The sequence below is a fragment of the Nocardiopsis salina YIM 90010 genome, from assembly GCF_000341025.1.
Taxonomy (GTDB): domain Bacteria; phylum Actinomycetota; class Actinomycetes; order Streptosporangiales; family Streptosporangiaceae; genus Nocardiopsis; species Nocardiopsis salina.
Genome location: NZ_ANBF01000203.1, coordinates 11081 through 37445 on the forward strand (window position 1 = coordinate 11081; position 26365 = coordinate 37445).

The 26365-nt window shown below is 68.0% G+C and carries 18 protein-coding genes, 1 tRNA gene and 1 pseudogene; 14 read left to right on the forward strand and 6 right to left on the reverse strand.

The window, feature by feature from the left end; translation table 11 throughout:
* Positions 1 to 186: 186 nt before the first annotated feature.
* The 6 genes and pseudogenes from gltB (at position 187) to pyk (ending at position 10056) form a co-directional block, all read left to right on the forward strand.
* Positions 187 to 4745 (forward strand): annotated as a pseudogene (gene gltB / locus D474_RS29780) (glutamate synthase large subunit).
* Positions 4746 to 4776: 31 nt separating this feature from the next.
* A complete protein-coding gene (locus D474_RS0123250) occupies positions 4777 to 6231 on the forward strand; it encodes a glutamate synthase subunit beta (protein WP_017615881.1) in 1455 nt (484 codons plus the stop codon).
* A 148-nt stretch (positions 6232 to 6379) separates the two neighbouring features.
* Positions 6380 to 6766, forward strand: coding sequence for a DUF2784 domain-containing protein (locus D474_RS0123255; protein WP_017615882.1), 387 nt, complete (start codon positions 6380 to 6382; stop codon positions 6764 to 6766).
* 70 nt (positions 6767 to 6836) lie between these two features.
* A complete protein-coding gene (locus D474_RS0123260) occupies positions 6837 to 7235 on the forward strand; it encodes a DUF2784 domain-containing protein (RefSeq protein WP_026118737.1) in 399 nt (132 codons plus the stop codon).
* Between the two features lie 248 nt (positions 7236 to 7483).
* A complete protein-coding gene (locus D474_RS0123265; protein ID WP_017615884.1) occupies positions 7484 to 8386 on the forward strand; it encodes a hypothetical protein in 903 nt (300 codons plus the stop codon).
* A gap of 239 nt (positions 8387 to 8625) precedes the next feature.
* Positions 8626 to 10056 (forward strand): pyruvate kinase, encoded by a 1431-nt coding sequence (gene pyk, locus D474_RS0123270; protein WP_017615885.1) that lies wholly within the window; start codon positions 8626 to 8628, stop codon positions 10054 to 10056.
* 123 nt (positions 10057 to 10179) lie between these two features.
* Here the strand turns inward: pyk and D474_RS0123275 are convergent, their stop codons facing one another.
* The 3 genes from D474_RS0123275 to D474_RS0123285 all read right to left on the reverse strand — a co-directional run bounded on the left by D474_RS0123275 (position 10180) and on the right by D474_RS0123285 (position 11919).
* Positions 10180 to 11160, reverse strand: a complete 981-nt coding sequence (locus D474_RS0123275; protein WP_017615886.1) for a DUF1266 domain-containing protein — start codon at positions 11158 to 11160, stop codon at positions 10180 to 10182.
* Positions 11161 to 11431: 271 nt separating this feature from the next.
* Entirely contained in the window at positions 11432 to 11758 is a 327-nt protein-coding gene (locus D474_RS0123280) for a hypothetical protein (RefSeq protein ID WP_152477011.1), read from the reverse strand.
* An 87-nt stretch (positions 11759 to 11845) separates the two neighbouring features.
* Positions 11846 to 11919 (reverse strand) — tRNA-Leu (locus tag D474_RS0123285).
* A gap of 149 nt (positions 11920 to 12068) precedes the next feature.
* On the opposite strand from D474_RS0123285, the gene D474_RS0123290 reads away from it, so the two are divergent.
* The 5 genes from D474_RS0123290 (at position 12069) to D474_RS0123310 (ending at position 17290) form a co-directional block, all read left to right on the forward strand.
* Positions 12069 to 12638 (forward strand): ANTAR domain-containing response regulator, encoded by a 570-nt coding sequence (locus D474_RS0123290; protein ID WP_017615888.1) that lies wholly within the window; start codon positions 12069 to 12071, stop codon positions 12636 to 12638.
* 381 nt (positions 12639 to 13019) lie between these two features.
* Entirely contained in the window at positions 13020 to 14570 is a 1551-nt protein-coding gene (locus tag D474_RS0123295; protein ID WP_017615889.1) for a branched-chain amino acid ABC transporter permease, read from the forward strand.
* Positions 14571 to 14582: 12 nt separating this feature from the next.
* On the forward strand, positions 14583 to 15572 hold the full coding sequence (locus D474_RS0123300; RefSeq protein WP_017615890.1) for a branched-chain amino acid ABC transporter permease: 990 nt from the start codon (positions 14583 to 14585) through the stop codon (positions 15570 to 15572).
* Positions 15562 to 16437 carry an ABC transporter ATP-binding protein gene (locus D474_RS0123305; protein WP_017615891.1) on the forward strand — a complete coding sequence of 292 codons (876 nt, stop codon included), beginning with the start codon at positions 15562 to 15564 and terminating at the stop codon, positions 16435 to 16437. The genes D474_RS0123300 and D474_RS0123305 overlap by 11 nt, the downstream gene beginning before the upstream one ends.
* Positions 16430 to 17290, forward strand: a complete 861-nt coding sequence (locus D474_RS0123310; protein WP_026118738.1) for an ABC transporter ATP-binding protein — start codon at positions 16430 to 16432, stop codon at positions 17288 to 17290. The genes D474_RS0123305 and D474_RS0123310 overlap by 8 nt, the downstream gene beginning before the upstream one ends.
* 86 nt (positions 17291 to 17376) lie before the next feature.
* On the opposite strand, the gene D474_RS0123315 is transcribed toward D474_RS0123310, so the two are convergent.
* The 3 genes from D474_RS0123315 to D474_RS0123325 form a co-directional block, all read right to left on the reverse strand.
* Positions 17377 to 18621 carry an ABC transporter substrate-binding protein gene (locus D474_RS0123315; RefSeq protein ID WP_017615893.1) on the reverse strand — a complete coding sequence of 415 codons (1245 nt, stop codon included), beginning with the start codon at positions 18619 to 18621 and terminating at the stop codon, positions 17377 to 17379.
* 330 nt (positions 18622 to 18951) lie between these two features.
* Positions 18952 to 20193: an ABC transporter substrate-binding protein gene (locus D474_RS0123320; RefSeq protein ID WP_017615894.1), complete on the reverse strand. Its 1242-nt coding sequence runs from the start codon at positions 20191 to 20193 to the stop codon at positions 18952 to 18954.
* Positions 20194 to 20559: 366 nt separating this feature from the next.
* A complete protein-coding gene (locus tag D474_RS0123325; RefSeq protein WP_017615895.1) occupies positions 20560 to 20991 on the reverse strand; it encodes a PaaI family thioesterase in 432 nt (143 codons plus the stop codon).
* A gap of 131 nt (positions 20992 to 21122) precedes the next feature.
* Between D474_RS0123325 and polA the strand changes: the two genes are divergently transcribed.
* The 3 genes from polA to rpsA form a co-directional block, all read left to right on the forward strand.
* Positions 21123 to 23918: a DNA polymerase I gene (gene polA, locus D474_RS0123330; RefSeq protein WP_017615896.1), complete on the forward strand. Its 2796-nt coding sequence runs from the start codon at positions 21123 to 21125 to the stop codon at positions 23916 to 23918.
* 155 nt (positions 23919 to 24073) lie between these two features.
* A complete protein-coding gene (gene arfB, locus D474_RS0123335) occupies positions 24074 to 24514 on the forward strand; it encodes an alternative ribosome rescue aminoacyl-tRNA hydrolase ArfB (RefSeq protein WP_017615897.1) in 441 nt (146 codons plus the stop codon).
* Between the two features lie 460 nt (positions 24515 to 24974).
* On the forward strand, positions 24975 to 26365 hold a 1391-nt coding region (rpsA, locus tag D474_RS0123340), incomplete at its 3' end, for a 30S ribosomal protein S1 (RefSeq protein ID WP_017615898.1).

Consider the following 26365-nt stretch of genomic DNA (forward strand, 5'->3'; position numbering starts at 1 on the left):
GCCCCACGAGGACGTGACCGGCCCCCCAGGTGGCACGACGGGCGAGTCGACCACCGGGCACCGGCCACCGCACCGCGGTGGCCCTCCACGCCCGCACGTGGAGCCACAACAGAACCTACGCAGCAGGGCCAACGTCGTCCCGGATGCGCTTTTCACGAAGCCGACGCAGAGACGACAGGAGGGCACATGCCTGCTGGTCAGGTGCGGCGTTCGACCGTCCCAACGAACGCAGAATCCACCACTCAGGGCCTGTACGACCCCGCCTTCGAACACGACGCCTGCGGTGTCGGGTTCGTCGCCGACCTCAACGGCCGACGCGGCCACGAGATCGTGGAGAAGGCGCTCACCGTCCTCCGCAACCTCGACCACCGCGGCGCCTCCGGAGCCGACCCCGATGACGGCGACGGCGCAGGCATCCTCACCCAGGTCCCCCACGACCTGTACACCGAGGTCTGCGACTTCACCCTTCCCGAGGCCGGCGCCTACGCCACCGGTATCGGCTTCCTCCCCGTCGACGAGAACGACCGCGCCCGCGCAGTCGCCACCATCGACGCCATCGTCGCCGACGAAGGCCTCACTCTCCTCGGCTGGCGCGACGTTCCCGTCGAGCCCCACTACGCCGGGCCCGCCGCCCGCGAGGTCATGCCGCACTTCGCGCAGATCTTCGTCAGCGGCACCCCGGGCACGCCCACCGAGGGCCTCACCGGCATCGCCCTCGAGCGCTACGCCTACTGCGTCCGCAAGCGCGCCGAGCACGAGACCGGCGTCTACTTCCCGAGCCTGTCCCCGCGCACCATCGCCTACAAGGGCATGCTCACCACACCCCAGCTCGAACCGTTCTTCCCCGACCTGTCGGACCGGCGCTACACCTCCGGGCTGGCCCTGGTCCACTCCCGGTTCTCCACCAACACCTTCCCGTCCTGGCCGCTGGCCCACCCCTTCCGGTACGTCGCCCACAACGGTGAGATCAACACCGTCAAGGGCAACCGGAACATGATGCGCTCGCGTGAGGCCAAGCTCGCCAGCGACCTCATCCCCGGCGACCTCGACCGCCTCTTCCCGATCGTGGACCCCGAGGACTCCGACACCGCCTCCTTCGACGACGCCCTCGAACTGCTCCACCTCGGCGGCCGGTCCCTGCCCCACGCCGTCCTCATGATGATCCCGGAACCCTGGGAGAACCACACCGAGATGGACCCGGCCGTCCGGGCCTTCTACGAGTACCACTCCACCCTCATGGAGCCCTGGGACGGACCCGCGTCCGTCTCCTTCACCGACGGCACCGTCGTCGGCTCCGTCCTGGACCGCAACGGCCTGCGCCCCGGCCGCTACTGGGTCACCGACGACGGTCTCGTCGTCCTGGCCTCCGAAGCCGGCGTCCTCGACATCGACCCCGCAACCGTCGTCCGCAAGGGCCGCCTCCAGCCCGGCCGCATCTTCGTGGTCGACACCGAGCAGGGCCGCATCATCGAGGACGAGGAGATCAAGGCCGAACTCGCCGCCCAGCACCCCTACCGGGAATGGGTCGACAACGGCATCACCCGCCTCGCCGACCTGCCCGCCGCCGAACCCGCCCGGGTCGCCCAGCTCGAGCTCGCCCAGCAGACCTTCGGCTACACCGAGGAAGAGCTCCGCATCATCCTCACGCCGATGGCCCGCACCGGTGCCGAACCCATCGGCTCCATGGGCACCGACACCCCGGTCGCGGCGCTCTCCGACCGCTCCCGGCAGATCTTCGACTACTTCACCCAGCACTTCGCCCAGGTCACCAACCCGCCGCTCGACGCCATCCGCGAAGAGATGGTCACCAGTGTCGGCACCCTCCTGGGAGCCGAAGGCAACCTGCTCTCGGCCGACCCTGGCGACACCCAGCGCCTCTCCCTGCCCACACCCGTCCTCGACCAGGCCGAACTCGCCGCCATCGTCGCCGCTGGACAGGGCAACCCCGCGCTGCGCACCCACACCGTCGACGGCACCTACCCCGTCGACGGCGGCGGCCGGGCGCTCGCCGAACGCCTCGACGAGATCAACGCCGAAGCCGACCGCGCCATCGCCGACGGCGCCCGCATCCTCGTGCTCAGCGACCGCGGAGCCGGCCCCGACCGTGCACCCGTCCCGTCGTTGCTGCTCACTGGGTCCGTCCACCACCATCTCGTGCGCGAGAAGACCCGCACCGAGGTCGGACTCCTCATCGAAGCCGCCGACGTGCGCGAGTGCCACCACGTCGCCCTGCTCCTGGGCTACGGTGCCTCGGCCGTCAACCCCTACCTCTCGCTGGAGACCGTCCGCAGCATGGTCGAGAGCGGCCAGCTCGGCGGTGTCGAAGCCGACCAGGCCGTCCGCAACACCCTCAAGGCCTACGCCAAGGGCGTCCTCAAGGTCATGTCCAAGATCGGTGTCTCCACCGTCGGCTCCTACACCGGAGCGCAGATCTTCGAGTCCATCGGCCTCGGCCCCGAGGTCATCGACCGCTGCTTCACCGGCACCACCTCGCGCCTCGGCGGCGTCGGTTTCGACGTCCTGGCCGAAGAGGTCGCCATCCGCCACCGCCGCGCCCACGCCGTCAACGCCGGCGCACACCGCCGCCTCGAGATCGGCGGCGAGTACCAGTGGCGCCGCGAGGGCGAACCGCACCTCTTCAGCCCCGAGACGGTCTTCAAGCTCCAGCACTCCACGAAGACCCGCTCCTACGAGATCTTCAAGGAGTACACCGACAAGGTCGACGACCAGGCCGAGAAGCTCATGACCCTGCGGGGGCTCCTGCGCTTCAAGGACGGTGCGCGACCGGCCGTGCCCGTCGACGAGGTCGAGCCCGTCTCGGAGATCGTCAAGCGCTTCTCCACCGGCGCCATGTCCTACGGCTCCATCTCCGCCGAAGCACACGAGACCCTCGCCATCGCCATGAACCGCCTCGGCGGCAAGTCCAACACCGGCGAGGGCGGCGAGGACCCCGACCGCTTCACACCCGACGCCAACGGCGACCTCCGCCGCAGCGCCATCAAGCAGGTCGCATCCGGCCGCTTCGGCGTGACCTCCCACTACCTCAGCAACGCCGACGACATCCAGATCAAGATGGCCCAGGGCGCCAAGCCCGGTGAGGGCGGTCAGCTGCCCGGCCACAAGGTCTACCCGTGGGTCGCCGGCACCCGGCACTCCACGCCCGGCGTCGGGCTCATCTCCCCGCCGCCCCACCACGACATCTACTCCATCGAGGACCTCGCCCAGCTCATCCACGACCTCAAGAACGCGAACCCCTCCGCAAGGGTCCACGTCAAGCTGGTCTCCGAAGCGGGTGTCGGCACCGTCGCCACGGGCGTCTCCAAGGCCCACGCCGACGTCGTCCTCGTCTCCGGCCACGACGGAGGCACCGGCGCCTCGCCGCTGACCTCCCTCAAGCACGCAGGAACCCCCTGGGAGATCGGCCTCGCCGAGACCCAGCAGACCCTCCTGCTCAACGGCCTGCGCGACCGCATCGTCGTCCAGACCGACGGACAGATGAAGACCGGCCGCGACGTCGTCATCGCCGCCCTCCTCGGCGCCGAGGAATACGGCTTCGCGACCGCACCCCTCATCGTCTCCGGCTGCGTCATGATGCGCGTCTGCCACCTCGACACCTGCCCCGTCGGCGTGGCCACCCAGAACCCGACCCTGCGCGAGCGCTACGCCGGCCAGGCCGACCACGTGGTGAACTTCTTCGAGTTCATCGCACAAGAGGTCCGCGAGTACCTCGCCCAGCTCGGCTACCGCAGCCTCGACGAAGCCATCGGCGCCGTCGACAACCTCGAGACCGCCGACGCCGTCGACCACTGGAAGGCCCAGGGCCTCGACCTCGCGCCCGTCCTCAACGCCGTCGAACCCTGGGAGGGCGACCACCGCCGCCAGGTCCGCGGCCAGGAACACGGACTCGAGAAGGCCCTCGACAACACCCTCATCCAGCTCGCCGAAGGCGCCATCGACTTCGGGCGGCCCGTCAAGCTCGAACTGCCCGTCCGCAACGTCAACCGCACCGTCGGCACCATGCTCGGACACGAGGTCACCGAGCGCCACGGCGCCGACGGACTGCCCGACGACACCATCGACATCACCTTCACCGGGTCGGCAGGCCAGTCCTTCGGCGCCTTCGTGCCCAAGGGCATCACCATGCGCCTGTCCGGTGACGCCAACGACTACGTCGGCAAGGGCCTCTCCGGCGGCCGCATCACCGTCCGCCCCGACGGCACCTCCCCCCCCTCGCAGCCGAAGAACACATCATCGCCGGCAACGTCATCGGCTACGGCGCCACCTCCGGCCAGATCCACCTCCGCGGGATCGTCGGCGAACGCTTCTGCGTCCGCAACTCCGGGGCCACCGCCGTCGTCGAAGGCATCGGCGACCACGGCTGCGAATACATGACCGGCGGACGCGCCGTCGTCCTCGGACGCACCGGCCGCAACTTCGCCGCCGGCATGTCCGGCGGAATCGCCTACGTCCTCGACCTCGACCCCGAACGAGTCAACGGCGAAATGGTCGAGATCGAAGAACTCACCGACGAGGACCGCGACTTCCTCACCACCACACTCACCCGCCACCGCGACGAAACCGGCTCCACCGTCGCCCAGAGCCTCCTCGACGCAGGCGAGGCCGGCCTGGCCCGCATCGGCAAGGTCATGCCCCGCGACTACAAGCGGGTCCTGACCGCCCAGGCCGAAGCCGAACGCGAAGGACGCGACGTCAACGAGGCCGTCATGGCCTCCGCGCAGTCCTAGAGCGTCCACGAACCACGAAAGGAGGAGCACCATGGGTGACCCCAAGGGCTTCCTGAAGATCACCGAACGCGAACTGCCCCAGAACCGCCCTGTGGACGTGCGTATCCAGGACTGGCGGGAGGTCCAGGAGGACTTCGACCGAGGTGCCGTCACCAAGCAGGCCTCACGCTGCATGGACTGCGGCATCCCTTTCTGCCACAACGGCTGCCCCCTCGGGAACCTCATCCCCGAGTGGAACCACCTCGTCCACACCCACGACTGGTCAGAGGCCATCGAACGCCTCCACGCCACCAACAACTTCCCCGAATTCACCGGCCGGCTCTGCCCCGCACCCTGCGAATCCGCCTGCGTGCTCGGCATCAACCAGCCCGCCGTCACCATCAAGAACGTCGAGGTCTCCATCATCGACCGCGCCTGGGAGGAAGGCTGGGTCAAGCCCCTGCCCCCCACGGAGCGCACCGGAAAGGCCGTCGCCGTCATCGGCTCCGGCCCCGCCGGCCTGGCCGCCGCACAACAGCTCACCCGAGCCGGCCACGACGTCACCGTCTACGAACGCGCCGACCGCATCGGCGGACTACTGCGCTACGGCATCCCAGAGTTCAAGATGGAGAAGCGCCACATCGACCGGCGCCTCGCCCAGATGAGCGCAGAAGGGACCACCTTCCGCACCGGCGTCGACGCCGGCGTCGACATCACCGCCGACCAGCTCAAGGCCGACCACGACGCCGTCGTCCTCACCGGCGGAGCCACTGCGGCCCGCAACCTCCCCGCCAAGGGGCGCGAACTCGGCGGCATCCACCAGGCCATGGAGTACCTCCCCTGGGCCAACAGGGTCCAGGAAGGCGACCTCGACACCCCGCCCATCACCGCCCAGGGCAAGCACGTCGTCGTCATCGGCGGCGGCGACACCGGCGCCGACTGCGTCGGCACCGCCCACCGCCAGGGCGCCGCATCGGTCACCCAGCTGGAGATCATGCCCAAGCCGCCCGCCAAGCGGCCCGACAGCCAGCCCTGGCCCACCATGCCCAACCTCTACAAGGTCACCAGCGCACACGAAGAAGGCGGCAAGCGCGTCTACTCCGTCAACACCGTCGAATTCCTCGGCGACGACGACGGTAACGTCCGTGCCATCCAGCTCGTCGAGGTCGAGCGCACCGACAAGGGCTTCGAACCCGTCGAGGGCACCGAACACGAGATCCCCGCCGAACTCGTCACCCTCGCCATGGGCTTCGTCGGCCCCGAGAAGGAGGGACTCATCGAGGACCTCGGTGTCGAACTCGACGGCCGCGGCAACGTCGTCCGCGACTCCGACTACCGCACCACCGTCGAGGGCGTCTACTGCGCCGGCGACATGGGCCGAGGCCAGTCCCTCATCGTCTGGGCCATCGCCGAAGGCCGCTCCGCAGCAGCCGGCGTCGACCGCTACCTCAACGAGCAGACACACCTGCCCGTCGCCATCCCGCCCACCGAGCGCCCGCTCGTGTAGCGATCACACCTCGTCGCCGCGCCGGGCGCAGGGACCCTTCCCCGCGCCCGGCGCGAGGGCATGCCGACGCACCCGGCATCCTTGTCCGGGGCAGGTCAGGGCTGGGACAGTGGAGCTCCACAGTTCGTCCCTCAGAGGAAAGCGGACGATGTTCTACCAGTTGGTCGGCGAAACAGCGATGGTCCTGCACTTCGCCTATCTCGCTTACCTGGTTTTGGGCGGTTTCATCGCCTGGCGCTGGCCCCGCACCTTTTGGCTGCACGTACCCGTGGCCGCCTACTCCCTGAGCATCAACATCATCGGATGGGAGTGCCCCCTCACCTACGTCGAGGACTGGGGACGGGTCAACGCCGGCCAGAGCGGCGTGGGAGACGTGGGATTCATCGACCACTACCTCACAGGCGTCATCTACCCCCCGGAACATGCATTCACCGCACAGGTCCTCGCGGGGGTGAGCGTCGCCGTCTCCTGGATCGGCGTGTTCATCCTGTGGTGGCTACGCCGACGCCGATCCACCGACCGCCCGCCCGCCTGACGGGCCACGAACCCACATGTGTCGGGGCCGACCCCTTGGGGCGGCCCCGACACCCGTCTAAGCTGAAAACATGGCCTATCAGGTGATCGGCGAAGGAGCCATGCTCCTCCACTTCGCCTTCCTCGTCTACGTGACGTTCGGCGGATTCCTCGCCTGGCGCTGGCCACGCACCCTCTGGGCCCACGTGCCCATCGCCGCATACGCCCTCGGTATCGCCGTCATCGGGTGGGTCTGCCCCCTCACCCACGTCGAGAACTGGGGCCGCCGCAACGCCGGACAAGAAGGCATCACCGGCACCGGATTCATCGACAACTACCTCTCCGGCATCATCTACCCCGAAGGGCAGATGATCGTCTTCGAACTCATGGTCGGCACCAGCGTCGCCATCTCCTGGATCGGCGTCGTCCTCATCCACCTGTACCGGCGACACAGAGCCCCACCCGCACCGCACCCCACCGACGGCCACTGAGGCCTGCTCGACGATGTCCGCCTGCCTGCCCGCCCGTCACATCCCTCTCGTCGGACGTCTCCGGCGCAGAGGCCGGTCGAGTCACCCACCACCAACCTTCGACCGACGCCTGGCGGCGCAGCACTTGCCGAAGCGACGGAAGGTGCCCGCCGAACAGAACCGACCGCGAGCGTAAAAACCGCGCATGGATTCCCGGCCGACCGTTCACCACTCCCACCCCCCACACTTACGGTCGGACCATGACCGTTGTGACCTGGGACTCCTTCCGCGCCGCGGAGCACTTCACCATGCGCAACGCGCGGCTGCTGGACCGACACCGATTCGACTTCCTCTTCCAGGCCGGATCCGCGGAGCAAGTGCGCTCCGCCCTCGCCGCCTACCGCAACATCGACGGCGGATACGGCAACGGCCTCGACCCCGATCTGCGCGGCCACGCCAGCCAACCCGTCGCCGTCGAACTCGCCCTGCGCCTGCTCGACGAACTCGGACCGCTCCCCCCACCCCTCGTCGCAGGCATCTGCCGCTACCTCAACGCCAACGCCAACGCCGACGGCGGGCTGCCCGCCGCCCTGCCCGGCATCCGTCACACCGAAGCCGCACCCTGGTACCAACACACCGACGACTTCAGCAGCCGGCTCGACACCACCGCCATGATCACCGGCCTGCTCCACAAACACCGCATCACGCACCCCTGGCGCGACACCGCCACCGCCTACTGCTGGAAGAAGATCGACAGCCTCAAGTGGACCGACCCCCACGAGGCCATCGGCATCTGCAGCTTCCTCCAGAACGTCCCCGACCGCCAACGCGCGATGGAGGCCCTCGGCCGCCTCTCCACCAGGATCCGCGCCGTCATCGACGTCCACCCGCGCGCCACCGGCCACGTCCACACCCCCCTGGACCTGGCCTGCCACCCCGACCACATCGCCCGCCTGCTCTTCACCGACTCCGAGATCGAACGCAATCTCGAGGCCTTCGAACACGACCAGCGCTCCGACGGCGGCTGGGACGCCTGCTGGGACCACTGGGACACCGCCGCGACCATCGAACGCGAAGGCATGCGCACCATTCAACGGCTGCGCATCCTCCGCGACTACGGACGCATCCAGGTCGACCTGCCCCGCCCCCGCTACGAGGCCCCAGCCGACTGAACCACCGCCCGTTCCGCACCACCGGCCGGGTGAGAACGCCAACACTTCGCATGCCGACCCACCGGAACGGGCACCCATGCCACTGAATCCACAGGAACCGCGAAAGCCCGCACACGTGGGGAAACATCCCATGAGTGCATTCGTGCACACCACGAAGACGTCTTCTCGCAGACGAGAGGACATCCCCTCGCAACCTGGTTTAGACCACTGCACCCCCAGAACGCTCTAGAGTGTTACATGTGACACGTCGAGCCAAAATCGTCGCGACCCTCGGTCCTGCAACCTCGAGCCCGGACACGCTCCGGCAGCTCGTCCACGCAGGACTGGACGTCGCCCGCATCAACCTCAGCCACGGAACCCACGACGACCACCTCGCCGGCCTCGCCAACCTCCGAGCAGCCGCCGAGGCCGAACGCCGCCCCGTCGGCGTACTCGCCGACCTCCAAGGCCCCAAGATCCGCGTCGGGACCTTCCCCGACGGGCCCATCGAACTCGACGAGGGCGACGAGTTCACCATCACCACCGAAGACGTCCCCGGCGACCGGAACCGCGTCTCCACCACCTACGAAGGACTCCCCGGAGACGTCCGCCCCGGCGACCGCGTCCTCATCGACGACGGCCGGGTCGTCCTCGAATGCACCAAGACCACCAGCACCGACGTCCACACACGCGTCATCTTCGGCGGCCCCGTCTCCAACCACAAGGGGCTCAACCTCCCCGGGGTTGCCGTCAGCGTCCCCGCACTCACCGACAAGGACGAGGACGACCTCCGCTGGGCCCTGCGCCAAGGCGTCGACATCGTCGCCCTCTCCTTCGTGCGCAGCCCCGCGGACGCCGAAGAATGCCACCGGATCATGGACGAAGAGGGGGTTACCGTCCCCCTCATCGCCAAGATCGAAAAACCCCAAGCCGTCGAACGCCTCCACGACATCATCGAGGTCTTCGACGGCGTCATGGTCGCCCGCGGTGACCTCGGCGTCGAGCTTCCCCTCGAGAACGTCCCCATGGTGCAGAAGCGCGCCATCGAACGCTGCCGCGACAAGGCCAAACCGGTCATCGTCGCCACGCAGATGCTCGAATCCATGATCTCGGCACCCCGACCCACCCGCGCCGAAGCCTCCGACGTCGCCAACGCTGTGCTCGACGGCGCCGACGCCGTCATGCTCTCCGGCGAGACCAGTATCGGCCAGTACCCCGTCGACACCGTCGAAACCATGGCCCGAATCGTCGGAGCGGCCGAACAGGAGTCCCTCCGGGCCTCCCACATGCTCAACCGCGTCCCGGAGACCACCGGCGGCGCCATCGCCCGCGCTGCCGCCGAGATCGGCGCGACCGTCGGAGCACGCGCACTCGTCGCCTTCACCATGTCCGGTGAGACCGCACGACGCCTGGCCCGCTACCGCTCACCCATCCCGCTCATGGCCTTCACGACCGAAAGCCTCACCCGCGGACGCCTGTCGCTCACCTGGGGCACCGAGACCAACCTCGTCCCCTGGGTCGACAACACCGACGACATGGTCCGCCAGGTCGAACACGAACTACTGCAACACACCGACTACAACCGCGGCGACAAGATCGTCATCGTCGCAGGAAGCCCGCCCGGCACCACCGGATCCACCAACTCCCTGCGTGTACACCGCCTCGGAGACGCCGTCGCCCTGAACCCGTAGAACCAGAACCCGACCGCACCCGGCGGAGCGACGTGTCGCATCGGGACCGGCCCGGGAACGGCGCACCACGCGCCCGACCCCGGCCGGGCCCGGGTGCGACACCCGGCGCGGCAGGGTCCGGCCTCACTCCGAGGCCCGCACCTCATCACCCGCCGGCGCGCCCTTGCCGCCCTGCTCCGGCATCACCCGATCCAACGGCATGTCCCACGGCAACAGGTTCCACGGACTCGCCGGATCCTCGGTCAACAACCCCAACGCCGTCCAGATCCGGTCCTGCCCCGAGTACTCGCCCAACATCCCCTTGCTCGGCCACAGCAGGTACCCCGCATGGAACGCCGCAGCCAACTGCGTCCACGACGAATAGCGGCGCTGCAGATCCGACGCCACCCGACGCAGCATCGTCTGCGTCTCCGCCGGGCTCAACCAGTCCAGGCTCGCGCCCCCGCACACCAAACGGATCACGTGCACCGACTTCCACCACTGGTACGCACCGATGATCACGGTCTCGTGGTCCTCGTCCGCGCGCACCACCGAACGCAGACGGCGCACCTGCTCCTCACTCAACAACACGTGCGTACCGGTGTCCGCACCGCCCTGCTCACGCGGAAGACGCGACTTCGCCGTCCCCGCACGCAGGTCCACCACAAGATCGAGCGTCGGACCCCGGTGCAGCTCCTCGTGCAGGCCCTCCACCGTCGCCCGCAACGACTCCAGGCCCGTCACACCCCACTGCTCCTCCAGCACCCTCCGGTACCGGCGCCGCAACGAGGGACGCGCAACCACGTCCCAGGGCTCGGCCAACGCCACCCGGAACGGCGCAGCCACCGCCGCAGCCCAACGCTGCGTGCTCAGCGGGGCCTCGGGATCCTTCGTGCGGACCGCGGGCGACTCGCGTGCACCGATCACCAACTCCGCGAAGGAACCGGCCGCCAACACCGTCACCGGCAGGAACGACCACCCCGGCAGACTCAGCGCGACCAGGAGCACCACAAGGAACGCGACGGGCGTCCACAACCAGGGCTGGCGGCGGCGCGAGCCCCAGGCGACCACGACCCAGGCGCCAATCACCAGTGCGCCGACGACCCCGGCGACCACGGTCAGCACCCGTCGCTCCTCTCACGTGCTCGGCGTCGGTTACGCCATCAAGGATCGACGACGCCGACTCTCCTGCGCGACCGAACTCACGGGTTGTGTTCAGGTTGTGGCCGTGATGTAACCGGTCCCGTCCTCGTTCGTCCGCAGTAAAGGACAAAGGACCTGTTCGGGGTGGAAGTGGGCCGGTAATCACGAAGGTTTCGGCCCTCCTCTACACGAGCGCGCCCGCCCGCGGGGGCGCGTGGGACCGGCGTGAGCGGGGGAGACGGGGGGCGAGGTCTCAGAACTCGGGGCCCACGAAGGCGTCCATGCGCGCCACGGCGGAACTGCGGGAGATGGAGACGATGTAGGCGTTATGGACCGGCTCCCGTTCGCCCACGTGCAGTTTCCATTCGATGTTCCTCGGGTCCAGAGCCCGGAGGAGGGTGTCGACCATGCCCGTCGAGGTGTTGACGAACTGGTACCGCGGATACTCGTGGTACTTGTAGTGCGTCACCTCGCCGGAACGCCGCTTCTTGCGTATGCGGTCGATGAGCCGGCATCCGTCGGAGTGGATGAGCCCTCGCTTGGGGGTGGGCGCGTCGACGATGATGCTGCGTGAGTACATGCGGTGCATGCTTGCTCACGCTTCGGACATTTTCCGGCTATGGGTGCCTTGAACAGCAAAAAGGCCACCCGCGATGGGTGGCCTGAGTACCCCGGGTGGGATTCGAACCCACACTTTGCAGGACTTGAATCTGCTTCCTCTACCTGTTGGGATACCGGGGCGTCAAGTCTTCTCTCGACTTTTTTCGGTTGTCGGTGCGGCGCCGTGCGGCCAACAGTGTAGTCACGATTGCCGCGCTTTGCCGGGGCCAACGCACAGCATACTAGCGGATCTCGGTAACCTCGAATGCGTGACGAGGACGCAGAGCCGTGTGGTGATCGCGGAAGACGAGGCCCTGATCCGCCTGGATCTCAAGGAGATGCTGGAAGAGGACGGCTACACCGTCGTCGGCGAGGCCGGTGACGGCGAGGCCGCCATCCGGCTTGCCCGGGAGGTCGAGCCCGACCTGGTGATCACCGACATCAAGATGCCGGTGCTCGACGGCCTCTCGGCCGCCGAGACCATCGCGGGCGAACGCATCGCCCCCGTGGTGATCCTGACGGCCTTCTCCCAGCGCGAGCTGGTGGAGCGGGCCCGGGAGGCCGGGGCGATGGCCTACCTGGTCAAGCCGTTCAACAAGACCGATCTGGTGCCGGCCATCGAGATGGCCACCTCCAGGTACGCCGAACTGGCGGCCCTGGAGGCCGAGGTCGGCAGCCTCCAGGAGAGGCTGGAGACCCGGAAGCTGGTCGAGCAGGCCAAGGGGTTGCTGCAGAGCCGACACGGCATGAGCGAGCCCGAGGCCTTCCGCTGGATCCAGAAGAACTCCATGGACAAGCGGCTGACCATGCGCAAGGTCGCCGAGACCGTGGTGGAGGCGCTCGGCGGCCAGCAGTCCTGACCGTAGAACGAAGACCCGCGCACGATCTGCTCGAGGGGCCGTCCCGATCCGTCGGGGCGGCCCCTCCGCCGTGTCCGGGGGTGGTCGGAGTGGCGTCCGGAGGGCTGTCTCAGAGATGACGTCCGGTCGCTCACGGCGTCCGCAGGCGCACAGTTCGTCAGGTCGGTCCGGATACGGCGAGACAGGTGTTCAAGATCGGAACGGGTCGGGTGGCGGCTCTGTCTCGTTTGCGCACAATGCAATGACGGTTGGGTCACGTGGCTTAAGTGGGGCTGAACGTCCGTACTGAACCGGGCTAAACTCGCCGCACCGAACAGCAAGGATCAAGGCGCCCGGATACCCCTATTCGGGACGTTTCCCCCAGACGCGCAAGGAGCGTGCGTGCGCACACGCCTCGTGACCGTGCTGCTCGCCCTGATCACCGCCTTCGTGGTGGTTCCGGGGCCGGCGGCGACGGCGGACGAACAGGGCGGTGAATCGCTCACAGGCCAGATCGGGCAACCGGACGACCGTTCGCAGGGTGTCGAAGGCATCCGCATCACGGTTTCCGACGGTGACGACGAGGTCGGAGCGGATGAGACCGACCCTGATGGAAATTGGGAGGTGGAGGTTCCCGGACCGGGCACCTACCACCTCGAGGTCGACCAGGCGTCCGTGCCCGGCGAGTACGAACTGCGCGAGACGCCGCTCGTGACCGAGGGCACCGTGGAGGTCGAGTCGGGAGACAACCAGACCCTGATCATCGCCCTGATCGAGGCGGGTGAGGACCAGCAGGAGGATTCCTCGCCCTCGCCGGAGGAGGACACGAGCGAGGAAGAGGACGCCGCCGCCGACGGGGAGGGCATCGAGGTCGAGGGCGTTTCCGGCGGCTTCGGTGACCGCTTGGCCCAGATCGCCGCAGCGGGTGTGCTCTTCGGCCTGGTCATCGCGGTCTCGGCGATCGGCCTCTCGCTGATCTTCGGCACGACCAAGCTCATCAACTTCGCGCACGGCGACATGGTCACCTTCGGCGCGATGATGGCGCTGCTCTTCAGCACCGGCGCGGCCGGATTGGGTAACTCGCTGCTGGCGATCTTCGCCGGTCTGGGCGGTGCGATCCTGCTGGGAGCGCTGTTGGAGGGCAAGGTCCGTGCGGTGCCGTTGATCGTGGTCCAGTGGACGGCGGTCTTCGGCGGTATCGCCCTGGCCACGGCGATGGGTGTTGCCGGCGACTCGATCGAGTGGCAGGTGCCGTTGTGGGCCTCGGCGGGGATCGCCGTGGCCATGGGTGCGGTCCTGGGCGGGACGATGGAGCGCTATCTGTGGCGCCCGTTGCGGCGCAGGAATGTGGCGCTGATCCAGATGTTCATCGTCTCGATCGGTCTGGCGCTGGTGCTGCGGCACGTGATCCTGGTTCTGTTCAGTGCGAACAGGACGCGGTACTCGGGTTACCAGGTGCAGGAGATGGTGCACTTCGGTCCCGTCTCGTTGCCGCCGCGCGACCTGGTGATCATGGGCGTTGCAGTGCTGGTGCTGGTGCTGGTGGCGTGCCTGCTTCAGTTCACGCGCGTCGGCAAGGCGATGCGTGCTGTCTCCGACAACCGTGATCTGGCCGAGTCGTCCGGTATCGACGTGGACCGGGTGACGCTCTACGTGTGGTTCCTGGGTGGCGGACTGGCGTCGCTGGGCGGTGTGCTCTTCGGCCTGAACCAGGTCGTCGACTACGAGATGGGCTTCCGCCTGCTGCTGATGATGTTCGCCGCCGTGATCCTCGGTGGTCTGGGCACGGCGTACGGGGCGATGGTCGGGGGTCTGGCCGTCGGCCTGGTGTCGATGTTGTCCACCCTGTGGTTCCCGGCCCAGCTGATGGAGGCCTGGGCGCTGGCATTGATGATCCTGATGCTGCTGGTCAGGCCGCAGGGTCTGCTCGGTCGGCGCGAACGGGTCGGCTAGGAGAGGTAGACGATGGATATTCTGACGATCCTCGCCGAGTCCGCCCGAACCGCGGTCGGTCCGATTGCGGCGATCTATGCATTGGCTGCGGTGGGCCTGAACCTGCATTTCGGGTACACGGGTCTGCTGAACTTCGGTCAGGTCGGGTTCATGCTGGTGGGCGCGTACGGCGTCGGTATCAGTGTGGCTGTGTTCGACCTTCCGGTGTTGGTCGCGTTCGCTGTGGGCCTGGCGTGTGCCGTGGTTCTGGCGTTGTTGCTCGGTATTCCGACGCTGCGGTTGCGTGCGGATTATCTGGCGATCAGCACGATCGCGACGGCCGAGGTGTTGCGGTTGGTCTACCGGGCGGGTTTCGCCGAGCCGTTGACCAACGGTGTGTACGGGCTGCAGAACCTGTCTTCGGGTTTCCGGTCGGTGAATCCGTTCGAGGCCGCGGGCCGGTACGGCTTCGGGGTGTTCAATTTCAGCGGTAACCACCTGTGGGTCATGGTTGTGACCTGGGGCCTGGTGGGGTTGTTCGCGTTGTTGACGTGGATGTTGATGCACAGTCCATGGGGCCGTGTCATCAAGGGCATCCGTGAGGACGAGGACGCTGTGCGCAGCCTCGGTAAGAACGTGTTCGCGTACAAGATGCAGGTGCTGGTGCTGGGCGGCATGATCGGTGCGCTGGCCGGCGCGATGATGGCGGTGCACCAGGCGGCGATCAACCCGGACCAGTTCAAGCCGCAGGTGACGTTCTTCCTGTGGGCCATTCTGCTGTTGGGCGGTGCGGGCCGTGTGTTGGGCCCGGTCATCGGTTCGGTGGTGTTCTGGTTCCTGATGAGCTTCACGGAAGGCTTCCTGGACGAACTGGACGGTGAGGGTTATCTGCCGTTCCTGTCGGGTCCGGACTTCGGCGCGATCCAGTTGGCCTTCGTGGGTCTGCTGTTGGTGGTGCTGATCGTCTTCCGGCCGCAGGGTCTCATCGGCGACCGCAAGGAGATGCTGATCAATGTCAAGTGACGAGACGACGGTCTCCGGTGCCGAGGACCGTATGGCGGGTGTCGATCCGGTTCCGGGTGTGGGCAAGCCCGATCCGATCCTGGTGGCTGATGGGGTGCGCCGTTCGTTCGGTGGGCTGAAGGCCGTGGATGTGGATCACCTGGAGGTGCAGCGGGGGACGATCACTGCGTTGATCGGTCCGAACGGTGCCGGAAAGTCGACGTTGTTCAACCTGCTGACGGGGTTCGACCGTGTGGACGAGGGGCGTTGGTCCTTCGAGGGCACGGCCATCAACGGTCGGCGGGGCCATCAGGTGGCGCGTTCGGGGATGGTGCGGACATTCCAGTTGACGAAGGCGCTGACACGGATGTCGGTGTTGGACAACATGCTGCTCGGTGCTCAGGGGCAGTTCGGTGAGCGGATGGCCGGTGCGTTGTGGCGGCCGGGTTGGGCACGTCAGGAGCGGGCCAACACCGAGCGTGCGTCGGAGCTGTTGGAGCGGTTCCGCCTGGTCGACAAGCGCGATGACATGGCGGGGTCGCTGTCGGGTGGCCAGCGCAAGTTGTTGGAGATGGCGCGGTCGTTGATGACCGAGCCGAGCATGATCATGTTGGACGAGCCGATGGCGGGTGTGAATCCGGCGTTGGTGCAGTCGTTGTTGAGTCACATCACGTCGTTGCGGGACGAGGGGCGCACGGTCCTGTTCGTGGAGCACGACATGGACGTGATCATGGGCATCAGCGATTGGATCGTGGTGTTGGCGCAGGGCCGGGTGATCGCGGAGGGGCGTCCTTCCGACATCAAGTCCGACAAGCAGGTGATCGACGCCTACCTGGGTGCCCAGGAGGACGAGGCGGCCGAGTCCCGGGAGGGTGACGATGGCTGACAACGGCGAGAACGGCAAGCTGCCGGCCGAGGAGGTCCCTGCCGAGGTCGAGAGCGCGGCTGTGGCTCAGGAACAGCGTGAAGAGGTTCTGGAGCAGGCGCGGGCCGAGGCGTTGGAGGTGGGTGGCCCGGAGGACCATCTGCTGTTGGCAAAGGACGTGGTGGCCGGTTACGTGCCGGGTGTGAACATCCTGAACGGGTGCACGCTGACCTTGTCCGAGGGCGAGGTCGTGGCGATCATCGGTCCGAACGGTGCCGGCAAGTCGACGTTGATCAAGACGGTCTTCGGGCTGATCCCGGTACGTGAGGGCGATGTGACGCTGCGGGCGTCGAGTATCGCGGGTCTGCCCGCGCACAGTCTGGTGGAGCGCGGTGTGGGGTATGTGCCTCAGACGCAGAACGTGTTCCCGTCCTTGACGATCGAGGAGAATCTGCAGATGGGGGCGTTCTTGCGCCCTCGGAGTTTTGCGGAGCGCTTCAGGTTCGTGTCGGATCTGTTCCCGTTGTTGGCCGATCGGCGCCGTGCGAAGACCGGCTCTTTGTCGGGCGGTGAGCGTCAGATGGTGGCGATGGGCCGGGCTCTGATGATGGATCCGTCGGTGTTGTTGCTGGACGAACCGACGGCGGGTCTGTCACCGATCTTCCAGGAGGAGGTCTTCCAGCGGGTCAAGGAGGTCAACGGGACGGGGGTCTCGGTGGTGATGGTGGAGCAGAATGCGCGCCGTTGCCTGCAGATCTGTGACCGGGGTTATGTGCTGGACCAGGGGCGTAACGCCTATACGGGTTCGGGCGCTGATCTGTTGGAGGACCCGAACGTCATCGAGTTGTACTTGGGGACGTTGGCGAAGGGTTGATTCGGCCCTGCTGAGAACGCACGAGGGCGGGGACGGCCATGACCGGCCGTTCCCGCCCTTCGTCGTGCCCGGGAGCGTGTGCGGCTTCAGTTCCGGTCGTCGGTGTGGTCGACGTATTCGCGGATGTCGTAACCGCCGGTGCCGAATTCGAAGACCTCGAAGGTGGCGGCGGTGGGGTCGCCGTTGTCGTCGAGGTCGATGTTGCCGCTGGCGCCCTGGTAGTTGATGTCCTCGCCGTCGTCGAGGAGGTCGCGGCATTCCTCGAAGCTGCTGCATTCGGTGCCGTCGGGGCGGCTGACCTCGACGATGTGGGAGGTGTAGTCGGTGGGGTCGGTGCTGTCGGCGGATTCGGCGGCCAGGGCGATGAGGTTGACGCAGTCGTAGACCTGGGGCGCGAACTGGAAGATCTCCAGGTTGCCGTCGAAGTCGCCGATGCCCTCGTTGAACTCGTCGTTGTCGGCGCTGGGGGCGACGCCGGTGACACCGTTGACGAGGTCGGCGTTCTCGCTGACGGTGGCGCCGAGGTCGGGGTCGTTGAGGCCGTCGGTGACGTAGACCTGGTCGCCGTCGACGCCGGATTCGAGGAGGGAGGCGAGGATCTGGGCCCCTTCCTCGAAGGAGATGAGGGCGACGGCGTCGACGTCGTTCTCGTTGACCGCGTCGATGACGGCGCCGAAGTTGGTGGTGTCGGGGTCATAGGTCTCCGCGATGGGGACCTGGGCTCCGTTGGAACGGAGCTCGTTCTGGGCGGCCTGGAGGTAGCCGGAGCCGTAGTCGTCGGCGCGGGCGATGACGGCTACGCTCTGGTGGTTGTCGTCGAGGATCTCCTGGGCGAGGACGGGACCGGCCATGAGGTCGCTGGGTGCGGTGCGGTGGAAGTGGCCGCCGTCCTCTATGTCGGAGAGGTCGGGGGCGGTGCTGGAACCGGAGCACTGGGCGATCCCGGCGCCGGTGATGGTCTGGTGGACGGCTTGTGTCATGCCGGAGGAGGCGGCCCCGATGACGGCGTCGGCGCCGTCGGCGACGAGGGTGCCCGCGGAGTCGTTGGCGCGGCCTTCTTCGCCGGCTTCGTCCGCTGTCATGGGGTCGGGGACGTCGGTGCCGAGGACTCCGCCCGCGTCGTTGATCTCGGAGATGGCGTATTCGGTGGCGGAGAGCTGGGGCGGGCCGAGGTAGGCGAGGTTGCCGGTCTGGGGGTAGAGGATGCCGAGGTTGAGGGCGTTCTCGTCGGCGGCGGGTGTGTCGGTGCCGTCGCCGTTGCCGCAGGCGGTGAGGGCGAGCGTGAGGGCGGTCAGGACTGCGGGCAGGGTCAGGGCTCTGGCTGTGGTCATGGTCGTGGTGGTCCGTTCGGGTGGTGCGCGCCGGGGCGCCGTGGGTGGTCGTGCGGGGGGTGGGGCGGCCCGGTGGTGGTCGGGTGCGCCACGGCGGGGGCGCGTTCCGGTGTCCGGGGCCGCGGGGTGGATGGTACGCGGGTGCGGGTCGGTCGTCGTACGAGTAGTCGACGTAGTCGTCGACACCGTAACCGTCGTCGCCGAGGTGGAGGACCTCGAAGGTGGCGGTGGTGCGGTGGGACCGCCTTTCTCGAGCGTCGGAAAGCGAAGGGCACGACCACTCGTGCGCGGCCGTGCCCGGGGGATGGTTCTCCTTCGCTGACCGAGGTGTCAGTCCTCCACGGTGTAGTCGACGAACTCGAGGGTGCCTTGGCCGTCGTCGTCCCAGTGGAAGACCTCGAAGGTGGCGGCTGTGGGGTCGCCGTTTTCGTCGAAGTCGATGTCGCCGCTGGTGCCCTGGTAGTCGATCTCCTCACCGTCCTGGAGGAGGTCGCGGCACTCTTCGAAAGTGGTGCATTCGGTGCCGTCGGGGCGGCTGATCTCGCCGACGTGGTCGACGTACTCGGTGGGGTCGGTGCTGCCGGCGGATTCGGCGGCCAGGGCGATGCTGGTGACGCAGTCGTAGACCTGCGGGGCGAACTGGAAGACGTCCAGACCGGGCTCGAACTCGCGCAGGCCTTCGTTGAACTCGGGGTTGTCGGCGCCGGGGGCGACACCGGTCATGCCGTTGATGACCTCGGGGTCGTTCTCGTTTACGGTCTCGCCGAGGTCGGGGTCGTTGAGGCCGTCGGTGACGTAGAGCTCTTCACCCTCGAAGCCGGCCTCGATGAGTTCGGCGATGACCTGGGCGCCCTCTTCGAAGGAGATGAGCGCGACGGCATCCGCGTCGGCGTTGTCGGCCCCGTTGACCACCGAGTCGAAGTTGGTGGCGTCGGGGTCGAAGGTGTCGGTGTGGACGACGTCGGCACCGAGGGCCTCGAGTTCGCTCTCGACGGCGTCGAGGTAGCCGGAGCCGTAGTCGTCGGCGCGGGCGATGACGGACATGCTGACGTGGCCGTCGTCGACCATCTGCTCGGCCATGACCGGACCGGCCATGAGGTCGCTGGGCGCGGTCCGGTAGAAGTAGCCGCCGTCGTCGATGTCGCTGAGTTCGGGGGCGGTGCTGGAGCCCGAGCACTGGACGATCTCGGCGCCGGTGACGGAGTCGTAGACGGCTTGTGTCATGCCGGAGGCGGCGGCGCCGATGACGGCGTTGACCTCGTCGGCGACGAGGTTGTTGGCGGCGTCGTTGGCCTGTCCGGCGTCTCCTGCTTCGTCGGCCTCGTTGATGTCGGGGACGTCGGTGCCGAGGATGCCGCCGGCGACGTTGATGTCCTCGATGGCGTACTCGGCAGCGGCCAGCTGGGGCGGGCCGAGGAAGGCCAGGTTGCCGGTCTGGGGGTAGAGGATGCCGAAGTTGAACTCTTCGCCGGCTTCTCCGCCGTCCCCGGTGTCGCCGTTGCCGCACGCGGAGAGCCCCAGTACAAGGGCCGCGGTGGCGGCAGTCAGGCCGAGGGCCTTCTTGCTTGCCATGATCGTGGTAACTCCGTTCAACCGGCGAGGGACCGGCCGTGTCTTCGGCCGGACCGATCTTGCGAGTTCGCCCTGATGTCCGACATGTGTGGCATGACTTAAACAGGAGCGTTAGCGGAGCTTAAGCACGGAGCTTCTGTGACGAGAAGTGAAGGGCGATACTTGGTGCCGACTCGCCTCCGAGGCGTTATGAAGCTGTGGTCATCCTGCTCCCGGGTGGCGCGTCCGCGCATTCGGCGGAGCTGCGGCCGTCCGTGAAGTGGCCCTTGTCCGTGGGGGTGTGCGCACACGGAAGGGCCCCACCGGGAAACCAGTCCAGTGCGAAAGAGTGGTCTCCGGTGGAGCCCTTCGCGGCGGGCGGGGCGCTCAGTCTTCCTGCGGCATGTCCCGCAGCATGCAGGTCAGCCGGGAGGTGCACACCTTGCGGCCCTCGTCGTCGGTGATGGTGATCTCCCAGGTCGCCAGGGTGCGCCCCAGGTGAACCGGTGTGGCCACACCGGTCACGTGGCCCCGGGTGGCCGACCGGTGGTGTGTGGCGTTGATCTCGATTCCCACGGCGATACGGCCGAACTGCTGGGCATGGACCATCGAACCGATCGAGCCGAGCGACTCGGCCAGCACACAGGAGGCGCCGCCGTGCAGCAGGCCGTAGGGCTGGCGGTTGCCTTCGACGGGCATCGTGCCCACGACCCGTTCGGCGGAGGCCTCGCTGACCTCAATGCCCATCGTCTCGCCGAGGCCCCCGGTCAGGGCGCCCGAATCGATGAGCGAGCGCATGTCCTCGGGATTGGTCGTCATGTCGTGCCTTCCGATCCGTGGGAGAGGTCCTGGCCCGGGCGGGCGGTTGTGGCCGCTGTCCGGGCGGGCCCCGCGGCGCGGCCCTGCGAAGAGGCCGCGGACTGTCTGCGGAGCATCCTAGGATTCGTGGTGTGGTGACCAAGCGAGAGACCCCCGATCAGACGAACCGGGCCGGCACGGCCCCGACCGCCTCCGACAGCGGGGGCCGACGCCCCAGACTGCTGCTCCTGGACGGCCACTCCATGGCTTTCCGCGCCTTCTTCGCCCTTCCGGTGGAGAACTTCGGAACGAGCACCGGCCAGTCGACCAACGCCATCTACGGTTTTGCTTCGATGCTGGTCAAGCTCCTGCGCGAGGAGGAGCCCACCCACGTCGCAGTGGCCTGGGACCTGTCCGGCCCCACGTTCCGGGACGAGGCCTACGACGGCTACAAGGAGGGGCGTTCGGAGACCCCGCCCGAGTTCCCCGCCCAGGTCCCCCTCACCCAGGACCTCATGCGCCTGATCGGTGTGACCAACCTGTCCGCGTCCGGCTACGAGGCCGACGACGTCATTGCCACACTGGCGCACCAGGGCGGTGAGGCCGGCATGGAGGTGCTCATCGCCTCCGGTGACCGCGACGCCTTCCAGTTGGTCAGCGGCGACTGCACGGTGCTGTACCCGGGGCGCAGCCTGTCCGACCTCAAGCGCATGACGCCCGAGGCGGTCCAGGACAAGTACGGGGTGCCGCCCGAGCGCTACCGCGACCTGGCCGCGCTGGTGGGGGAGAAGGCCGACAACCTGCCCGGCGTCCCCGGGGTGGGCCCCAAGACGGCCGCGAAGTGGATCACCAAGTTCGGCTCCCTGGACGAGCTCGTGGCCCACGCGGACGAGATCACCGGCAAGGCGGGGCAGAACTTCCGCGACCACCTCGACGACGTGCTGCGCAACATGCGCCTCAACCTCCTGGCTACCGACGTCGAGCTCGAGACCGGGGTGGCGGACCTGACCCTGGGTGAGGCCGACCGCGCGGGCGTCGATGCGCTCTTCGACAACCTGGAGTTCGCCTCCAACCTGCGCGAGCGCCTCTACAGCGTCATCAACGTCGACGAGGCCGCCGCGCAGGGCGAGTCCGACGCCGCCGAGGGGTTCGAGGTCGACCTCACCGTGCCCGTGACGGGCGGGCTCGCCGCCTGGCTGACGGAGCACGCCGCGCCCGGGGCCGTGACCGCCGAGGCACCGGCCGGCTTGGCTCTGGAAGCGACCTGGGGGCGGGGCACCGGCCGGGTGGACGCGCTCGCGATCAGCGTGCCCAGCGGGGCCGCGGCCGCCGTCGACCCCACGGCCTTGGACGCGGCCGACACCGAGGCGTTGGCGGCCTTCCTCTCCGACCCGGACCGCCCCAAGGTCGTGCACGAGTACAAGGGCGCGCTGCTTGCCCTGGGCGCCCACGGATGGGATCTGGCGGGGGCCCGGTGCGACACCGCGCTGGCCGCCTACCTGGTCCAACCCGGACAGCGCCGGTTCGACCTGCCCGACCTGGTCCGGCGTTACCTGGGCAGGGAGCTGGAGGAGGAGAGCGCCGGGCAGACCCAGCTCACCCTCGACGTCGAGGAGCCTGCCGAGGGGCCCCAGCACGCGCTCGCTGTACGGGCCGCCGCCACCCGCGACCTGGCCGCGGTTCTGGTGGCCCAGCTCGACAAGCGCGGCGGCTCCCAGCTGCTCACCGACCTGGAACTGCCGCTGGTCGACGTCCTGGCCGAGATGGAGCGGGCCGGGATCGCCGCGGACCTGCCGTACCTGGAGGAGTTGCAGGCCGAGTTCGCCGCAGCGGCCCGCGAGGCCGAGGCGCAGGCCCACGAGGTGGTGAAGAAGGACGGTGTCGAGGAGTTCAACCTCGGCTCGCCCAAGCAGCTGCAGAAGGTGCTCTTCGAGGATCTCGCTCTGCCCAGGACCAAGAAGATCAAGACCGGCTACACCACGGACGCCTCCGCGCTGGCCTGGCTGGCCACGCAGACCGACCACGAGCTCCCGGCCCTGCTGCTGCGCCACCGCGATCAGACCAAGCTGCGCACCACGGTGGAGGGGCTCATCAAGACCGTGGCCGACGACGGGCGTATCCACACCACCTACAACCAGACGGTGGCGGCGACCGGGCGGCTCAGTTCCACCGATCCGAACCTGCAGAACATCCCGGTGCGCACCGACGTGGGCCGCCGGATCCGGCGTGCGTTCGTGGTCGGCGAAGGGTACGAAGAGCTGTTGACGGCCGACTACAGCCAGATCGAGCTGCGCATCATGGCGCACCTGTCGGGCGAACAGGCCCTCATCGACGCGTTCAACAGCGGCTACGACTTCCATGCCCAGATGGCAGCGCAGGTGTTCGGGATCGGTGTGGAGGAGGTCGACGGGGAAGCCCGATCCAAGATCAAGGCGATGAGCTACGGGCTCGCCTACGGCCTGAGCGCCTACGGTCTGTCCCAGCAGCTGGACATCCAACCCGACGAGGCCCGCCGCCTCATGGACGACTACTTCGCCGAGTTCGGCGGGGTGCGCGACTACCTGCAGGCGGTCGTGGAACAGGCCCGCAGGGACGGCTACACCGAGACGGCTCTGGGGCGGCGCCGCTACCTCCCGGATCTGACCAGCGACAACCGCCAGCGCCGTGAGATGGCCGAACGCATGGCCCTCAACGCGCCCATCCAGGGGTCGGCGGCCGACATCATCAAGGTCGCGATGCTCAAGGTCGACGCGGCTCTGTCCGCCTCCGACCTGGCATCGCGGGTGCTGCTGCAGGTCCACGACGAGCTCGTGGTGGAGGTCGCTCCGGGTGAGCGCGAGGAGGTCGAAAAGCTCGTGACGCACGAGATGGGGTCGGCCTATGATCTGTGCGTGCCGCTGGCGGTCTCGGTCGGCGGCGGACCCAACTGGCACGACGCGGCTCACTAGGGGACTGTTCGGCGAGCACCGGCCCACACCGTCGCCCGCCACCGCCCTCAACGGACGCCTTGGGGCGCAGCAGCCGGCCGGAGCAACGGAAGGCGTCCACCAAACAGACCCCAGGCGCGCCGCGCACAGGCACGAGCACGAGGAGGCGGGCAGCGGTGAGTACCAACCCGGGGGAGAAGGACCTGACCTTCGGATCGGTGACCGTGCCCGCCTCCGACCTGGAGTGGCGCTTCAGCCGCTCCTCGGGACCGGGCGGGCAGCACGTCAACACCTCCGCCACGCGGGTGACGCTGTCGGTGGATCTGATGTCCTGCGGCGGACTGGGGCAGACGCGGCGTGAACGGGCCCTGGAACGGTTGTCCGGCCGGCTGAGCGGCGCGGTCCTGAGCGTGAGCGCGCAGGACCACCGTTCGCAGGCGCGAAACCGCGAGTCGGCCCTGGAACGGATGGCCGAGCTGTTGGCCGAGGCCACTGCGCCGCCGCCCCGCGCGCGGAGACGTTCCAAGCCGAGCCGGGCGGCCCGGCGCCGAAGGGTCGACGACAAGCGGCGGCGGGGCGAGCTCAAGCGCACCCGGTCGCGCCCGACGGGGGAGTGACGCGCCCGTCGGTGATGCTGGTCGCATTGGGGTCCGTTCACTATCCGGACTCCGGGCGTCCGTAACCGGTTCATCCGGCGGCCGCAGATGCCCGGAACGCCCGTTTCGTGGGGGGAGCGGCACGTCGGGAGCTTGAACTCGCTGCTCCGGCTCCGGTAGGTTGCGGCCATTGCGGCCTTCGTCGGGTTGGCGGCCCGGGGTTCCGATTGACCAGGACACCCACATCTCATATTCTGACGGAAGCGTTGTGGGTTCGTGCGTGCGTCACTGTCTCCCGGACGTGGGGACGGAGGGGCTGCACCGTTCGGTCACCACTCCTGGACCCGGCGGCTGACGGCCACGGATCGGCTCGTTCCGTATGTGGCCCTGCTCCTTACTTTCTGGATTGACGGATCGACGGGCACCGGACCCACCGCGTGCCCATTTTCTGAACCTGTCCGTATCCGGAGTCCACCCACACATGACGAGCAGCACCGAGGCCACCTCGACACCCCAGGTAGCGGTCAACGACATCGGGTCCGAGGAAGCCTTCCTCGCGGCGATCGACGAGACCATCAAGTACTTCAACGACGGCGACATCGTTGAGGGCACCATCGTGAAGGTCGATCGAGACGAGGTCTTGCTCGACATCGGCTACAAGACCGAGGGTGTGATTCCTTCACGCGAGCTCTCGATCAAGCACGACGTCGACCCGAGCGAGGTCGTCGCCGTCGGCGACCAGGTCGAAGCCCTCGTTCTCCAGAAGGAGGACAAGGAAGGCCGCCTGATCCTGTCCAAGAAGCGCGCCCAGTACGAGCGCGCCTGGGGCACGATCGAGAAGATCAAGGAGGAGGACGGCGTCGTCACCGGCACCGTCATCGAGGTCGTCAAGGGCGGTCTCATCCTCGACATCGGTCTCCGCGGCTTCCTGCCGGCCTCCCTGGTCGAGATGCGCCGCGTCCGCGACCTGCAGCCCTACGTGGGCCGTGAGCTCGAGGCCAAGATCATCGAGCTGGACAAGAACCGCAACAACGTGGTCCTGTCCCGCCGTGCCTGGCTCGAGCAGACCCAGTCCGAGGTTCGCCAGACCTTCCTCAACACCCTCCAGAAGGGCCAGATCCGCAAGGGCGTCGTCTCCTCGATCGTCAACTTCGGTGCCTTCGTGGACCTGGGTGGCGTCGACGGTCTGGTCCACGTCTCCGAGCTCTCCTGGAAGCACATCGACCACCCGAGCGAGGTCGTCGAGGTCGGCCAGGAGGTCACCGTCGAGGTTCTCGACGTGGACATGGAGCGCGAGCGCGTCTCCCTGTCGCTCAAGGCGACGCAGGAGGACCCCTGGCAGCAGTTCGCCCGCACGCACCAGATCGGCCAGGTCGTCCCCGGCAAGGTCACGAAGCTGGTTCCGTTCGGTGCGTTCGTGCGCGTCGAGGAGGGCATCGAGGGCCTGGTCCACATCTCCGAGCTGGCCGAGCGCCACGTCGAGGTGCCCGAGCAGGTCGTCCAGGTCGGCACCGAGATCTTCGTCAAGATCATCGACATCGACCTCGACCGCCGCCGCATCAGCCTCTCGCTGAAGCAGGCCAACGAGGCCGTCTCGCCCGACCAGGTGGACTTCGACCCGACCCTGTACGGCATGGCCGCCGACTACGACGAGCAGGGCAACTACAAGTACCCCGAGGGCTTCGACCCCGAGAGCGGCGAGTGGCTCGAGGGCTTCGAGGCTCAGCGCGACGAGTGGGAGCGCAACTACGCCGAGGCGCAGGCCCGCTTCGAGGCGCACCGCAAGCAGGTCGAGGAGGCGCGTGCGGCCGAGGCCGACGCCGCCAGCGCCCCGGCCGTCGAGGAAGAGGAAGAGTACACCGGCGGGGGGGG